General features: G+C 73.1%; 14 protein-coding genes and 1 pseudogene. 6 read left to right on the top strand and 9 right to left on the bottom strand.

Annotated features, from left to right (window positions below):
- Both DW297_RS00465 and galE read left to right on the top strand, forming a co-directional pair.
- A pseudogene (locus DW297_RS00465) lies at window positions 1-361 on the top strand (galactokinase); the annotation flags it as partial.
- A 46-nt stretch (window positions 362-407) separates the two neighbouring features.
- Window positions 408-1,388, top strand: coding sequence for a UDP-glucose 4-epimerase GalE (gene galE / locus DW297_RS00460; RefSeq protein WP_136028547.1), 981 nt, complete (start codon window positions 408-410; stop codon window positions 1,386-1,388).
- Between the two features lie 3 nt (window positions 1,389-1,391).
- On the opposite strand, the gene DW297_RS00455 is transcribed toward galE, so the two are convergent.
- Genes DW297_RS00455 through DW297_RS00445 form a run of 3 tightly spaced genes read right to left on the bottom strand, consistent with a single transcriptional unit; the run spans window position 1,392 to window position 4,809 of the window.
- On the bottom strand, window positions 1,392-2,717 hold the full coding sequence (locus DW297_RS00455) for an MFS transporter (protein WP_136028546.1): 1,326 nt from the start codon (window positions 2,715-2,717) through the stop codon (window positions 1,392-1,394).
- Window positions 2,714-3,643 carry a polysaccharide deacetylase family protein gene (locus tag DW297_RS00450; RefSeq protein ID WP_136028545.1) on the bottom strand — a complete coding sequence of 310 codons (930 nt, stop codon included), beginning with the start codon at window positions 3,641-3,643 and terminating at the stop codon, window positions 2,714-2,716. The genes DW297_RS00455 and DW297_RS00450 overlap by 4 nt, the downstream gene beginning before the upstream one ends.
- 17 nt (window positions 3,644-3,660) lie before the next feature.
- Complete coding sequence (locus DW297_RS00445) at window positions 3,661-4,809, bottom strand: ROK family protein (protein WP_136028544.1); 1,149 nt, start codon at window positions 4,807-4,809, stop codon at window positions 3,661-3,663.
- A gap of 122 nt (window positions 4,810-4,931) precedes the next feature.
- Here DW297_RS00445 and DW297_RS00440 point away from each other — a divergent pair, with 122 nt between their 5' ends.
- Window positions 4,932-5,459, top strand: a complete 528-nt coding sequence (locus DW297_RS00440) for a GNAT family N-acetyltransferase (protein ID WP_136028543.1) — start codon at window positions 4,932-4,934, stop codon at window positions 5,457-5,459.
- Window positions 5,460-5,483: 24 nt separating this feature from the next.
- On the opposite strand, the gene DW297_RS00435 is transcribed toward DW297_RS00440, so the two are convergent.
- Entirely contained in the window at window positions 5,484-6,932 is a 1,449-nt protein-coding gene (locus DW297_RS00435) for a gamma-aminobutyraldehyde dehydrogenase (protein WP_136028542.1), read from the bottom strand.
- Between the two features lie 99 nt (window positions 6,933-7,031).
- On the opposite strand from DW297_RS00435, the gene DW297_RS00430 reads away from it, so the two are divergent.
- The 3 genes from DW297_RS00430 to DW297_RS00420 are packed head-to-tail and all read left to right on the top strand — an operon-like array spanning window position 7,032 to window position 9,272.
- Window positions 7,032-7,496 carry an Lrp/AsnC family transcriptional regulator gene (locus DW297_RS00430; protein WP_136028541.1) on the top strand — a complete coding sequence of 155 codons (465 nt, stop codon included), beginning with the start codon at window positions 7,032-7,034 and terminating at the stop codon, window positions 7,494-7,496.
- Between the two features lie 25 nt (window positions 7,497-7,521).
- On the top strand, window positions 7,522-8,925 hold the full coding sequence (locus DW297_RS00425) for an NAD(P)/FAD-dependent oxidoreductase (RefSeq protein WP_136028540.1): 1,404 nt from the start codon (window positions 7,522-7,524) through the stop codon (window positions 8,923-8,925).
- On the top strand, window positions 8,922-9,272 hold the full coding sequence (locus DW297_RS00420) for a cupin domain-containing protein (protein WP_136028539.1): 351 nt from the start codon (window positions 8,922-8,924) through the stop codon (window positions 9,270-9,272). Before DW297_RS00425 ends, DW297_RS00420 begins: the two co-directional genes overlap by 4 nt.
- Window positions 9,273-9,275: 3 nt before the next feature.
- Here DW297_RS00420 and DW297_RS00415 read toward each other — a convergent pair whose 3' ends face one another.
- The 5 genes from DW297_RS00415 to DW297_RS00395 all read right to left on the bottom strand — a co-directional run.
- The gene (locus DW297_RS00415; protein ID WP_136028548.1) at window positions 9,276-10,187 is read right to left on the bottom strand and encodes a DNA-methyltransferase; all 912 of its coding nucleotides are present in this window, start codon (window positions 10,185-10,187) and stop codon (window positions 9,276-9,278) included.
- Window positions 10,188-10,252: 65 nt separating this feature from the next.
- A complete protein-coding gene (locus DW297_RS00410) occupies window positions 10,253-11,302 on the bottom strand; it encodes a lipoate--protein ligase family protein (RefSeq protein ID WP_136028538.1) in 1,050 nt (349 codons plus the stop codon).
- Between the two features lie 33 nt (window positions 11,303-11,335).
- Window positions 11,336-12,073, bottom strand: coding sequence for a DUF1684 domain-containing protein (locus tag DW297_RS00405; protein WP_136028537.1), 738 nt, complete (start codon window positions 12,071-12,073; stop codon window positions 11,336-11,338).
- A gap of 235 nt (window positions 12,074-12,308) precedes the next feature.
- Window positions 12,309-13,163, bottom strand: coding sequence for an alpha/beta fold hydrolase (locus DW297_RS00400; protein WP_136028536.1), 855 nt, complete (start codon window positions 13,161-13,163; stop codon window positions 12,309-12,311).
- A gap of 9 nt (window positions 13,164-13,172) precedes the next feature.
- The coding region (locus tag DW297_RS00395; protein WP_275092279.1) for a copper homeostasis protein CutC at window positions 13,173-13,591 on the bottom strand (419 nt) is incomplete at its 5' end.

Genomic DNA, 13,591 nt, shown 5'->3' with positions numbered 1-13,591 from the left:
CCGCCGCGTGCGCCACATCGTCACCGAGAACCAGCGCGTGCGCGACACCGTCACCGTGCTGCGGGCGGAGGGCGCGCGGGCCATCGGCGGCCTGCTCGTCGCCTCGCACGCCTCGATGCGCGACGACTTCGAGATCTCCACCCCCGAGCTCGACACCGCAGTCGACGCCGCGCTCGCCGCCGGTGCCCTGGGGGCGCGCATGACCGGCGGCGGCTTCGGGGGCGCGGCGATCGCGCTCGTGCCGCAGGACGAGGTCGAGGCGGTGACGACCGCCGTGCGCGCCCGGTTCGCCGAGGCCGGATACGCCGAGCCGCACGTGTTCACCGTCAGCCCGTCCGCAGGTCCGCACCGCGACGCCTGACACAATGAGTGGTCGAGCCGCCACGGTCGCGGCAGGAGAGGAACGCATGTCCTGGATCGTCACCGGCGGCGCCGGCTACATCGGCGCCCACGTGGTCCGCGCTCTCGCGGAGGCGGGTCTCACCCCGGTCGTGCTCGACGACCTGTCCAGCGGCGTCGCCTCGTTCGTGCCGGAGGGCGTGCCGTTCGTGCAGGGCAGCATCCTCGACCGCGACCTGGTCGAGAAGGCCCTGCGCGACCACGACGCCGACGGCGTGATCCACGTGGCCGGGTACAAGTACGCGGGGGTCTCCGTCCAGCGCCCGCTGCACACCTACGCGCAGAACGTCGAGGGCACCCGCGTGATCCTGGAGGCCATGCAGGCCGCCGGGGTGGCGAACATCGTGTTCTCCTCCTCGGCCGCCGTGTTCGGCACGCCCGACGTGCCGCTCGTGGTGGAGGACACCGCCAAGAAGCCGGCGAGCCCCTACGGGGAGTCGAAGCTGATCGGCGAGTGGCTGCTGCGCGACCAGGCCATCGCCACCGCCGACAGCGAGCGGCCGCTCCGGCACACCTCGCTGCGCTACTTCAACGTCGTCGGCTCGGCCGACCCCGCGGTGTACGACGTGAGCCCGCACAACCTCTTCCCGATCGTGTTCGAGGCGCTGCTGGAGGGCCGCACCCCGAAGATCTTCGGCGACGACTACGACACCCCCGACGGCACGAACGTGCGCGACTACGTGCACGTGGGCGACATCGCCGCCGCGCACGTGGCCGCCGCGCAGCGCCTCGCGGCGGGCGAGCCCCTCGAGCCGGCATACAACCTCGGCTCGGGCGACGGCCTCAGCGTGGCGCAGATCATGGACGCGGTCGCCCGGGTCACGGGCATCGACTTCACGCCCGAGGTCGGCCCTCGGCGCCCGGGCGACCCCGACCGCATCGTGGCCACCGGCGAGCTCGCAGCGCGCGACCTCGACTGGCGCATGCGGTACACGGTCGACGAGATGGTGCGCACGGGCTGGGAAGCGCGGCGGGCCGCCGGCGCCTGAGCCTCACACGTCGCGGGTGCGGATGGGGTAGAGCCAGAAGCACAGCCACGCGAGCGCGGTGAACCCCAGCGGGATCACCGCCAGCATGAGCCGGATGCCGCCGTCGACCGTATCGGGCTGCGCCTCGCCGAGCGTCGCGTCGAACCCCGACGCCGTGAGCACGACCGCCGCGACGATCGCCTGCAGCACGACGGAGCCGCGGACGACGAAGCCGTTGACGCCGAAGTACGCGCCCTCCCGCCGATGCCCCGTGCGCGTCGCGTCGTCGTCGATGATCTGCGCCAGCACGACCTCGAGCAGTTGCAGCAGCCCGCCCACGCCCACACCCACCGCGACGCCGACGAGAGCCGCTCCGAGCACCGACGTGGGGATCAGATACCCGAGCACCGCGACCCCGAACACCGCCACGCTCCACAGCAGGGCCGTGCGGGGGGAGGTGCGGCGGACCACCGTGCTCCACAGCACGATCGACGGGATCGCGGTCACGAAGATCGCGCCGAGCAGCAGGCTGCCCTCCCCCTCCGCCGCACCCAGCGAGTACCGCACGTAGAACGGGACCGACGCGAGGATCACCGCGATCGAGGTCTGCACGCACAGCGACCCCAGCACGTACGGCACGAACGCCCGATTGCGGAACGTGTAGGTGAGCTGGTCGCGCCAGCGCATCGCCTCCGACGCCGCCTCCGGCACGCGCCGCTCGATCATGCCGCCGAAGAACGACCACGCCAGCAGCACGAGGCACACGCCGGACAGCACGAGCGCCATGCCCGGCCAGCCGATCGCGTCGTACAGTGCCGGGGCGCCCGCCGTGCCGAGCACCATGCCGAGGATCGCGAAGATCTGCCGCGGCACGTTGCCCCGCGCGCGCTCCTCCGTCGTGCGGAAGATCTCCGGGAACAGCGCCGAGATGTTGAGCACCACCACCACGAACGCGATGTCGTAGACCGCGACCACCACCAGGAACCAGGCGATGAGGCCGTCCGCGGGCAGGTCGGGCGGCATCCACACCAGCGCGAACGCCACCACCAGCGGCACGATGCCGAGGCCGATCCACGGGATGCGGCGGCCCCACGGCGTGCGGATCCGGTCGGACAGCGCGCCCACCAGCGGGTTGAGCGCCGCGTTCAGGATGCCGTGTGCGACCATCGCGACGGCCACCCAGGTGGCGGGCACCGCGAGGTGCGACACGTAGAAGTAGACGACGAACGCGGAGAACGTCTGCGTCATCAGCTGCGTGGGGAACCCGGACGCCCCGAACGCGATCGACTGCGCCCGCGTCGGGGCCGCGTCGAGGCGACGGTCGCGCAGCCGGTCCGCGAGCGCCGTCACCGGGCCGCCCCGCGCTGCAGGTCGCGCAGGTCGCGCCAGCCGACCCGCACGAGGCCCTCGTCGTCGATCGTCTGCTCCACGAGCGGGTCGTCGAGCAGCCGCAGCTCGTAGCCGCGCTTGGCCGCCCCGAAGTCGACGGCGGCGCGCAGCTCGGCGCCGTCGGTCATCGGGTGCAGGTAGATCTCGGTCACGCCGGGCGGCACGGCCCGCAGCACGTCGAGGAACCCGTCGCGCACCCGCTCGTACGTCTCCTCCTGCGCCGTGCCCTCACCGGCCAGCTCGAACGGGTGCGTCCACAGCCGGTCGATGATCTCCACGCCGAGCGCATCGGCGGCGGCCGTGGCCTCCGCGAGCTTCGCCTGCAGCTCCTGGTCGGCTTCCGCGCCCTCCCGGTATCGCGGAAGCCGGAACGGCAGGCCGAGCCGGGCGGCGAGCTCGAACACCGGCCGCAGGAAGTCGCGCCCGCTCTGCAGTCCGTAGACCGAGCCCATGTGGTTGTCGAGGTGGGTGACGTCGACTCCGGCGTCGAGCGCGGCCTGCACCTGCGCCGTCAGCTCGGCGGCCACGTCGGCCTCGGATGCCCCCTGCTCGACCGCGGCGACCTCGTTCGGGAAGAAGCCGTCGCCGTCGACGAGGGTGGTGCCGGGGCCGGTGAGCGGACGCCACCGGTAGCGCCGCCACTCGCTGGTGAGCACGAGGTGCACGCCCACATCGAGGTCGCGTCGACCGGCGGCGAACGCGAGCGCCTCGGGCGCCCAGGCGCACGGGACCATGACGGTCGCGCTGTCGATGCGGCCCCGCTCGAGGAGGCTCCCGATCGCCGTGTTCGCCGCGTGGCACATGCCGAAGTCGTCGGCGTTGAGGATGATCGCCCTGGCACCGGACGGGAGGCCGAGCCGGTCGGCGAGCGGGGGCGGAGTGGTCATGGCGGGTCCTGTCGGGGTCAGCGGCCGGGTCGGGGGGTGGCGGCCGCGGGGGTGAGGAGACGGGAGAAGACGAGCGCGCGCAGGGCGGAGGCCGCCTCGCCCACGACCCCGACGAGCGGAGCCTCCGGGCCGAACGCCGAGACGAGGAACCGGAGCGGCAGCTGCGCGGCGAACTCCTCCGCGACGCGGTCGACCGCCTCCACGAGCGCGGGGTGCGCGGCCTCGCCGCCGAGGATGAACGCCTCGGGGTCGAGCACGAGCGCCACGGTGCCCGCCGCCACCACCAGGCGCCTGCCGATCTCGGCCACCAGCTCGCGCGCCTTCTCGTCGCCCTGCTGCGCGGCTTCGAGGTGGGCCAGCAGCGGCGCCCGCACGTCGAGACCCAGACCGAGCGCGAGGTCGTGCACCACCTCCTCCCCCACGACGGGGGCGCCGATCGGCAGCGGCGACTGCGGCAGATACATGATCTCGCCCGCGACACCCGAGAAGCCCCGGTGCAGCAGCCCCTCGATCACGATGCCCGCGCCGAGGTCGTCGTCGAGCAGGAACAGGGCGAAGCTGCTCAGCTCGGCCCCCGCCCCCGCCGTCAGCTCCGCGAGCGCGGCCAGGTTCACGTCGTTCTCCACCTGCACCGGGCACCCGAGCGCCGTCTGCAGCGCCGAGCGGAACGCACCGCCGTCCGGGCCCTGGTCGTCGCGGATGCCTCCGTCGGCCGTCACGATGCCGGGCACCCCGACCACCGCGAGGTGCAGCGGGCCGCGCGTGGACTCCCGGCACGACGCCACGAGCCCGGCGATGTGCCCGACCCGGTCCCCGGACGAGGGGAACGGCGCGTGCTGCTCGGCCCGCACGGTTCCGGTCGCATCGACCAGCACGACGTGGGCGGCATGATGGTCCACGTGCACCGCGGCGGCGACCCCGAGCCCCGGGTGCAGGGCCACGCGCCCCGCGGCGGGACCCCGCGCACCGCGGTCGACGCCGGCGGCCGCCACCGCGCCGCCCGCCTCCAGCATCCGCAGCACCTGGGTCACGGCCGTGCGCGACAGCCCGGTCGCCGCCATCAGCTCCGCGCGCGTCTGCGGACCGCTGTCGGCGAGCCGCTCCAGGATCGCGCGGCCGTTGAGCGACCGGAGCAGGCTCTGCGGTCCGGCAAGGGGTCGTGACATGCGGCTGATCCTCGGAGGTGTCGATGCTCGTGGTTCGGCTCGGGTGCCCGGCCAGCATGCTACATCCGGCCGCGTGCGTCCACCCCGATTCCGCCGTCGCCGCGCGCACCTAGGGTGGAGGGATGACGTCCTTCGTGATCCGCGACGCCCGCGCCGACGACGCCGATGCCGTGGCCCGAGTGCACGTGCGCTCGTGGCAGACCGCCTACCGCGGCCTGATCGACCAGGAGGTGCTCGACGGGCTCTCGGTCTCGGAGCGCGCCGAGGGGTGGCGGCGGATCTTCGCCGACCCGCTGCCCACGAGCCTGGGCACCCTGGTGGCGGTGCGCGACGGTGCGGTGATCGCGTGGGCGTCGTTCGGCTCGGGGCGCGACCCCGACGGTCTCGACGACGCCGAGCTGTACGGCATCTACGCCGACCCGGACACGTGGTCGACGGGCGCGGGTCATGCGCTGCTCGAAGCCGCGGAGGCGCGCATGATCGAGGCCGGGCACACGCGCGGCTACCTGTGGGTGCTCGACGGCAACGACCGCGCCGACGGGTTCTACGCCCGGCACGGGTGGGAGCTCGACGGGGCGACCAAGATCGACCAGCGCCCGCAGTTCACGCTCCGCGAGCACCGCCGCGTCAAGCTCCTCGGCCCGCGCTGAGCCCGGACGGCCCGGGGCCGCCCGTCAGTCGATCGCGCTCATGACGTGCTTGAGGCGCGTGTAGTCGTCGAAGCCGTACTGGGACAGGTCCTTGCCGTAGCCGGAGTGCTTGAAGCCGCCGTGCGGCATGTCCGACACGAACGGCAGGTGGGTGTTGATCCACACGCACCCGAAGTCGAGGTCGCGCGAGAAGCGCATCGCCCTGGCGTGATCCGTGGTCCACACCGACGCCGCGAGCGCGTACGGCACGCCGTTGGCGAGGGCCAGCGCCTCCTCCTCGGTCTCGAACGACTGCACGGTGAGCACGGGTCCGAAGATCTCGCCCTGCACGACCTCGTCGTCCTGCCGCACACCGGTCACGATCGTCGCCTCCCAGAAGTAGCCGCGGTCGCCCTGCCGGCGGCCGCCGGTGGCCACGGTGGCGTGCGCGGGGAGGCGGTCGATGAAGCCCTGCACCTGGGCGAGCTGGGCGGCGCTGCTGAGCGGTCCGTAGAGCACGCCCCGGTCGTGCGGGCCGCCGGTGCGCGCGTGCGTGCGGGCGCGGGCGACCAGGGCCGCTACGAGCTCGTCGTGCTTGGACGCGTGCACGAGCACCCGGGTGGCGGCCGTGCAGTCCTGTCCCGCGTTGAAGAACGCTCCGGCGACGATGCCCTCCACGGCGCGGTCGAGCGCCGCGTCGGCGAACACCAGGGCGGGCGCCTTGCCGCCGAGCTCCAGGTGCACGCGCTTCACGTCGTCGGCGGCCGATCGGGCGACCGCCATGCCCGCGCGCACCGAGCCGGTGATCGCGACCATCTGCGGCACCGGGTGGGCGATCAGCGCGGCGCCGGTGTCGCGGTCGCCCAGCACCACGTTGAACACGCCGGGCGGGGTGTGCCGCGCGACGATCTCGGCGAGCAGCAGCGTGGTGAGCGGCGTCGCCTCCGCGGGCTTGAGCACCACGGTGTTGCCCGCGGCGAGCGCCGGCGCGATCTTCCACACCGCCATGTTGAGCGGATAGTTCCACGGGGTGACCTGCGCGATGACCCCGATCGGCTCGCGGCGCACGAACGACGTGTGTCCGGCGACGTACTCCGCGGCGGCCCGCCCCTCGAGGCTGCGCGCGGCACCCGCGAAGAAGCGCAGCTGGTCGATGGACTGCTCGATCTCGTCGGCGACCAGCGTGGCGCGGGGCTTGCCGGTGTCGCGGGACTCCAGGTCGGCGAACTCCTCCGCTCGCTCGGCCATCTCGTCGGCGATGCGGAACAGGGCGAGCTGGCGCTGCGCGGGCGTGGTGTCGCGCCACTCGGGGAACGCGGCGGCCGCGGCGGCGACGGCCGCGTCCACGTCGGCGGCGTCGGACAGGGGGATCTCGCCGTACGGCTCCTCGGTCGCCGGGTCGATCAGGGGCAGCCGTCCCGGTCCGTGGGCGGGCACGGCGCGGCCGCCGAGGAAGTTGTGCAGGGGCTCGGTCGTCGTCGACGGGGTGTGCATGGCGCCATGGTAGCCACTCGAACGCGGAATCTGAAGGATGACGAGGGCCGAACGACGGAATCAGTTGCGACAGCCCCCTGAGAATGTCACTATCGGTACATGACTCCGACGCCGCAGCCGCCCCTCGACGACATCTCTAAGCGCATCGTCGAGCTGCTGCAGGAAGACGGCCGCCGTCCCTACTCCGAGATCGCGCGCGAGGTCGGACTCAGCGAGGCCGCCGCCCGCCAGCGGGTGCAGCGCATGACCGAGGCCGGGACCATCCAGATCGTCGCCGTCACCGATCCGCTCCAGCTCGGCTTCCGGCGCATGTCGATGATCGGCATCCGCGTCTCCGGCGACCCCCGCGCGATCGCCGAGGAGCTGACCGCGATCACCGAGCTCGCGTACGTCGTCGTCACGCTCGGCACCTTCGACATCCTCGTCGAGGCGGTGTGCGAGGACGACGACCACCTGATCGACCTCATCGCCACCCGCATCCGCACCATCCCCGGCATCGTGCAGACCGAGAGCCTGCTCTACGCCGGACTGTACAAAGACCTCTACAACTGGGGAACGCGCTGACGCGTCCCCGCACCCGGGAGTGAACATGGGCACCACGGTCTTCGAACGCCGGCGTCCCGCGCCGTCCGTCATCGACGAGTCCCTGCGCGACACCGCCCTGTCGGTCTTCTGGCTCGACGACGTCGACCGCCCGACGCATCCGCCGCTGCGCGGGACGGCGCACGCCGACCTCGCCATCGTCGGCGGCGGCTACACCGGGCTGTGGACCGCGATCAGGGCGAAGGAGCGCGACCCCGGGCGCACGGTCGTGCTGCTGGAGGCCTCGCGCGTCGCCTGGGCCGCGTCGGGGCGCAACGGCGGCTTCTGCGAGGCCAGCATCACGCACGGCCACGAGAACGGCGTGAACCGGTGGCCGGAGGAGATCGACCGGCTCGAGGAGCTGGGGCGGCAGAACCTCGACGGCATCGAGGACACCGTGCGCCGGTACGCCCTCGACGCCGAGTTCGAGCGCACGGGCCAGCTGGCCGTGGCCGTGGAGCCGCACCAGGTGGAGTGGCTGCGCGAGGAGGAGGACTTCCTCGACCGCGACGCCGTGCAGGCCGAGGTGCACTCCCCCACGTTCCTCGCCGGCGCCTGGGACCGGGAGGGCACGGCCCTCGTGCACCCCGCCAAGCTCGGCCTGGAGCTCGCGCGCCTGGCCGTCGAGCTCGGCGTGCAGATCCACGAGCACACGATGGTGCGCCGCATCGAGGGACCCGACGCCGGCCCGGTCACCCTCGTGACCGACGGCGGACGGGTGACCGCGGAGAACATCGCCCTCGCCACGAACGTGTTCCCTTCGCTGCTGAAGCGCAACCGGCTCATGACGGTGCCCGTGTACGACTACGTGCTGATGACCGAGCCGCTGTCGGCGGAGCAGCTCGACGCGATCGGCTGGCGCAACCGCCAGGGCCTCGCCGACAGCGCCAACCAGTTCCACTACTACCGGCTCACCGCCGACGACCGGATCCTGTTCGGCGGCTACGACGCGGTCTACCACTTCGGCGGGAAGGTGCGCCCCGCGTACGAGGACCGGATGGAGAGCCACCGACGCCTCGCCTCCCACTTCTTCACCACGTTCCCGCAGCTCGCCGGGCTCCGCTTCACGCACCGCTGGGCGGGGGCGATCGACTCCTCCAGCCGGTTCTGCGCGTTCTTCGGCACGGCCCGCCGCGGACGCGTGGCCTACGCCACGGGATTCACCGGGCTCGGGGTGGGCGCCGCCCGGTTCGCCGCGGATGTGATGCTCGACAAGCTCGCCGGGGAGGAGACCGAGCGCACGGAGCTGCGCATGGTGCGCGAGAAGCCGATCCCCTTCCCGCCCGAGCCCGCCGCCTCGATCGGCATCAACCTGGTGCGCGCCGCGATGGACCGCGCCGACCACGACGGGGGACGACGCGGCCCGTTCCTGAAGACGCTCGACGCCCTCGGCATGGGGTTCGACTCGTGACCGCGCTGACACCGGGCACGCCCGTGGACGCGCGCGCCGTCGCCCTCGCGCACGAGCCCCTGCCCGCGGACGAGGTGCGCGACGGAGCGCCGACCGCGGCGTACGCCGTGCTCGACGCCACGGACGGGACGGAGGTCGGCGTCTGGGAGATGACGCCGGGCGCCGCGAGCGACACCGAGGAGGACGAAGTGTTCGTGGTGCTGTCTGGCCGCGCGACCATCGAGTTCACCGAGCCCGCGCTGCCGTCTGTCGAGGTCGGGCCCGGGTCGGTGATGCGCCTGTCGGCCGGCATGCGCACGGTGTGGACCGTGACCGAGACGCTGCGCAAGATCTCCCTCGCGGTCTGAGCCTCAACCGCGACGGACCTCGGCGTGCGGCATGCGCTCGGCCATGATCCGCACCGCCTCGGGGTTGTCGTCGACCAGCACCGCGTCACGGCCCAGCGCCGACGCCACCGCCCCGGTCGTGCCGCTGCCGGCGAAGAGGTCGAGCACGCGATCGCCCGGACGGCTCGACGCCGTGACGATGCGCCGCAGGATCCCCTCGGGCTTCTGCGTCGGATAGCCCGTCTTCTCCCGACCCGTGGTGGGGACGATGGTGTGCCACCACACGTCGGTGGGGAGCTTGCCGCGCGCCGCCTTCTCCGCCGTGACCAGACCGGGAGCCATGTACGGCTCGCGGTCGACGTCGTCGGAGTTGAACACGTACGTGCGCGGGTTCTTCACGTACACCAGGATCGTGTCGTGCTTGGTGGGCCAGCGCCGCCGCGACTTCGCCCCGTAGTCGTAGGCCCAGATCAGCTCGTTGAGGAAGCAGTCCCGCCCGAACACCGCGTCGAGCATCACCTTGGCGTAGTGCGCCTCGCGGTAGTCGAGGTGCAGATACAGCGTGCCGTCGTCGCCCAGGAGCCGCCACGCCTCCTCCAGCCGGGGCATCAGGAAGGCGCCGTAGTCGTCGAAGCTGTCGTCGTACGCGCGGAGCATGCCCCGCACCCGCTCGTACGCGTGGCCGTGGAACCCGTGCCGCACCTCGGCCTCCGCCGCCGCGGGTTCAGAACTCCGCGGATCTGCCTCCGCATCAGGCCCGTCGGCACCGGGGGCCTCCGGGTCGGCGGGGTCGTGAGGAGTCGTGAACGTCCGCCGTGCGGTCACGACCTGCCGCTCGCGCGCCCGCCCGGTGTTGAACGGCGGATCGAGGTACACCAGCGTGAACGATCCGGACGGCAGCGTCGCGGCGACGGCGAGGTTGTCGCCCTCCACGATCTCGACCGCACCCCGCGACGCCCCCTCCGCGGCGACGGGACGGCCCGCGCCCGCGTCCGAGGTCGTCACGGCACCCGGTGCAGCCACGCGTCGGTGGAGAACTTCGACTCCACCAGAGCCTCGGCGTCGGCGTACTCCTCCGGCGTGATCGTGCCGTCTTCGGCGGACGTGAGCGAGCGGAACGTCTCCACGAACCGGTCGATGATCTCCGCCCGCTCGAGCCCCGTCTGGCTGCGCAGCGGGTCGACGCGCTTCGCCGCCGACGTGGTGCCCTTGTCGCTGAGCTTCTCGCGGCCGATGCGCAGCACCTCGGTCATCACCTGACCGTCGATGTCGTACGACAGCGTCGCGTGGTGCAGCACCCCGCCGTTGGCGAGACGCTTCTGCGCGGCGCCGCCGATCTTGCCGGTGGGGCTCGCGATGTCGTTGAGCGGCTGGTACACCGCGTCGATGCCGAGCGAGCGCAGCGCCTGCAGCACCCAGTCGTCCAGGAACGCGTAGGAGTCGGCGAAGGTCATGCCCGCCACGAGCGACGCCGGCACGTACAGCGAGTAGGTGATGATCTGGCCGGCCGCCATGAGCATGGCCCCGCCGCCGGAGATGCGGCGCACCACATCGAACCCGTGCCGGGCCGCGCCCTCCGGGTCGACCTCGTTGCGGTACGACTGGAACGAGCCGATCACGACCGCCGACTCGTCCCACTCCCAGATGCGCAGCGTGGGACGACGACGCCCCTCGCCCACGCGCGACGTGAGCACCTCGTCGAGCGCGAGGTTCATGCGCGGGGAGACGGCCCTGTCGTGCACGATCTCCCAGTCGAAGTCGCGCCAGCCCGGCGCGGTGACCAGGGCGCGTCGCACGGCGGTGCCGACCGCCTCCGGCGTGAAGCCGAGCAGCTGCGCCCCCTCGGGGAGGGCCCCGCGGACGGCGGCCGCGATCGCGGAGGCGTCGGACTCCACGGGCAGCCCCTCGACCGCCGCATTGATGTCGTCGAGCGCCGAGTCCGGTTCCAGGAAGAAGTCGCCGGCGAGCCGGAACCGCGCGATCCGGTCGTTCTCCACCTCGAGGTCGACGACGACGAGCTTGCCCCCAGGGACCTTGTATTCACCGTGCACGACTCCAGCTTAAGGCGCGCCGTGCCGCGCGGGTCAGCCGCCGAGCACCACCACGCGCTCCCCCGCGCGGATGGGCGTGGAGTAGCGGTTGCCCGGTGGCGGCAGCGGGCACACGAACTGGTCGGAGAACGCGCACGGCGGCAGGTAGGCGCGCGTGAAGTCGAGCACCGCCGTCCCGTCCTCGGCGGGCTCGTCGACCGGGAGGAAACGGAACCGGTACGTCTCCAGGCCGCTGGTGCCGTCGGAGAACACCGCGCTCAGGGCGCCCTGGCCGGTGCGGGTGACCGTGAGGGTGTGCGGGGCTCCGGCGAGCGTGAAGTGCAGGCGCCCCGCCACGTCCGTCTCGCGCGAGGCGCCGTCGACCGAGGTCACCAGGATCCGCTCGCCCGGCGTCGGCTCGAACGTGGCGGGCAGGCGCCACCGCTCGTCCGGGGCGTAGGCGTCGATCGCCGTGAACCACTCCCGCTGCGGGCGCGCGGGGTTCCACACGCGCAGCGCGATCGCTCCGTTGCGGTCGAACACGCGCAGCTCGCGGCGGCCCAGACGCAGGGTCTGGGTGCCACGGAGGGTGACGCTCGACCCCGCCTGACCGAGCTCGGTGCCGCGGATGCCATCGTCGCCGGCGAGGGCCCAGAGCCCGGGGATGCCGTCGACGGCCGCGGGCTCGCTGATGAGCCAGTTCGTGGACTCGAGCGCGGACGGCCCGTACTCCGCGCCGGCGTAGCGCTCGCGCGCCGCATGCCATTCGTGCCAGTCGCTCCGGAAACCCATCGCCGCGCGCCCTCCCGTCCCTGCTGCGGATGAGCCGAATCTAGGTCGCCGACGCCGGGCGCGGCGCGCTCGCGTCACACTCCTTCACCGCGCGTCATCCCGCGTCACAGTCCGCCTCGGTCGCGTGCGGGTGTGGGTGCGGACGGGCCGGTGCGGGTGCGAAAAGGGGCCCACGAGGCCGGGCGGAGGGCCGATAACGACCTCGCACCGGGGTCGCCGCCCGGCAGCGGGGATGTCAGCGGGCGGGGATGTGCGCGTCGAGCCACGCGAGCACGTCGGCGCGCACCTCGTCTTGCTGCTGCTCGTTGAAGATCTCGTGACGGGCGTCGGGGTACACGAGGGTCGTGACGTCGGTGAGGCCCGAGCGGCGGCGGTACTCGTCGGCGAGCTTGTGGACGCTGCGCGGACCGCCGACCGGGTCGTCGCGGCCGACCAGGAGGAGCATCGGCAGGTCGCGGGCGAGGTGCTTCGCCGGACGACCGTAGAGCCGCGCCGCGTCGAGCGGACCGAACAGCTTCAGGAGGGGCACGCCCGTGGTGAGCGGGTCCTCCTCGAAGGACTTCCACACCGCGGGGTCGCGGCTCAGCCACTCGTATCCGGTCGCGTCGTCGGCGGCCCACGCGGCGTTCAGCGGCGCGGGGTTCAGCGACCGCGGGGTCCGCAGTGCCGAGCCGGAGAGGATCACCGCGTCGTACGCCTCGGCGTGCTCGTTCACGAGCATCTGCGCCAGGAACGACCCCCACGAGTGCCCGAGGAGCACGAGCGGCAGGCCGGGGTTCTCGTCGCGGATGATGCCGGTGAGCTGCCAGATCGCGTCCTTCGCCGCCCGGAGTCCGCCGGGGCCGAGCCGCCCCAGCTTCTCGGGGTCGCCGTGCTGACGCAGACCGGTGCGCCCGTGGCCGCGGTGGTCGTCGGCGTACACGTGGAAGCCCGCGCCGGTGAGCGCGGCGATCAGCGCGGGATAGCGGCCGGCGTGCTCGCCCACGCCGTGCAGCAGCTGCACGACGCCGCGGGGCTCGCCCGCAGCCGGGTGGACGTCGTAGACGATGGCGATGCCGTGGGAATCGGTGAACTCGCGGGTGTCGGTCACGCTGCGACCCTACCGGTCGCGCCCCGGGAGCGCGTCCCTGATCGCGACGGCGATGTCGCGGTCGGTGACCTCGTAGCCGCCCACGCCGTCGGACGCCGAGCCCATGCGCACGCCGCCCTCAGCGACGACCGTGCGCTTGGCGGAGAAGTGGAGCGCGTCGATGCCGGTCTCGGCGAGCACGGGGGCACTCGCGACGTCGACGCCGCTGCCGGCCATGACCTCGATCGCGCCCTCGGCCGCGGCGACCAGGGCGCGCAGCGTGTCGATGCCGTCGATCGCGGCGGACGCTCCGCCCGAGGTGAGCACGCGGCGCAGCCCGAGCTCGCGCGCGGTGCGGAGCGTGGCGACCGGGTCGGCGGTCACGTCGATGGCGCGGTGCAGCGTGACGGGTGCTCCCCCGGCGGCGTCGCGGAGACGGGCGACGGCCT

This window comes from Microbacterium sp. PF5 (assembly GCF_004794315.1).
GTDB classification, from domain to species: Bacteria; Actinomycetota; Actinomycetes; order Actinomycetales; family Microbacteriaceae; genus Microbacterium; species Microbacterium sufflavum.
Note: the sequence above shows the minus strand (reverse complement) of the source record. Positions and strands in the feature narration are given on the sequence as shown.